Genomic DNA, 624 nt, shown 5'->3' with positions numbered 1-624 from the left:
CAAAGACGGTGCCTATGATCTGGTGGTTCCTTCAACCTATTACGTTGATAAAATGCGTAAAGAAGGGATGATCCAGAAGATCGACAAGTCGAAGTTAACAAACTTCAGCAATCTCGATCCAGACATGCTCAACAAGCCTTTTGACCCGAATAACGACTACTCCATTCCGTATATCTGGGGTGCGACGGCGATTGGTGTTAACGGTGATGCGGTGGATCCGAAATCTGTCACCAGCTGGGCCGATCTGTGGAAGCCAGAGTACAAAGGCAGCCTGCTGTTGACCGACGATGCCCGTGAAGTGTTCCAGATGGCGCTGCGTAAGCTGGGCTACTCCGGTAACACCACCGATCCGAAAGAGATTGAAGCTGCATATAACGAGCTGAAAAAACTGATGCCAAACGTGGCAGCCTTTAACTCCGATAACCCGGCGAACCCGTACATGGAAGGCGAAGTTAACCTCGGCATGATCTGGAACGGTTCTGCTTTCGTTGCACGCCAGGCGGGTACGCCAATTGACGTGGTGTGGCCGAAAGAAGGCGGCATTTTCTGGATGGACAGCCTGGCGATCCCGGCAAATGCCAAAAACAAAGAAGGCGCGCTGAAATTGATCAACTTCCTGCTGCG

1 protein-coding gene is annotated in these 624 nt (G+C 51.6%); it reads left to right on the top strand.

Going from position 1 to position 624, the window contains the following annotated elements; all coding sequences use genetic code 11:
• Nucleotides 1-624: extracellular solute-binding protein (locus tag DMH01_RS42600; protein WP_125685107.1), on the top strand; the 624-nt coding region annotated here is incomplete at both ends.

It is taken from the genome of Amycolatopsis sp. WAC 04182 (genome assembly GCF_003947465.1).
Lineage (GTDB): Bacteria > Actinomycetota > Actinomycetes > Mycobacteriales > Pseudonocardiaceae > Amycolatopsis.
The sequence above is the reverse complement of the archived record's forward strand: the minus strand, read 5'-3'. Positions and strand labels throughout refer to the sequence as shown.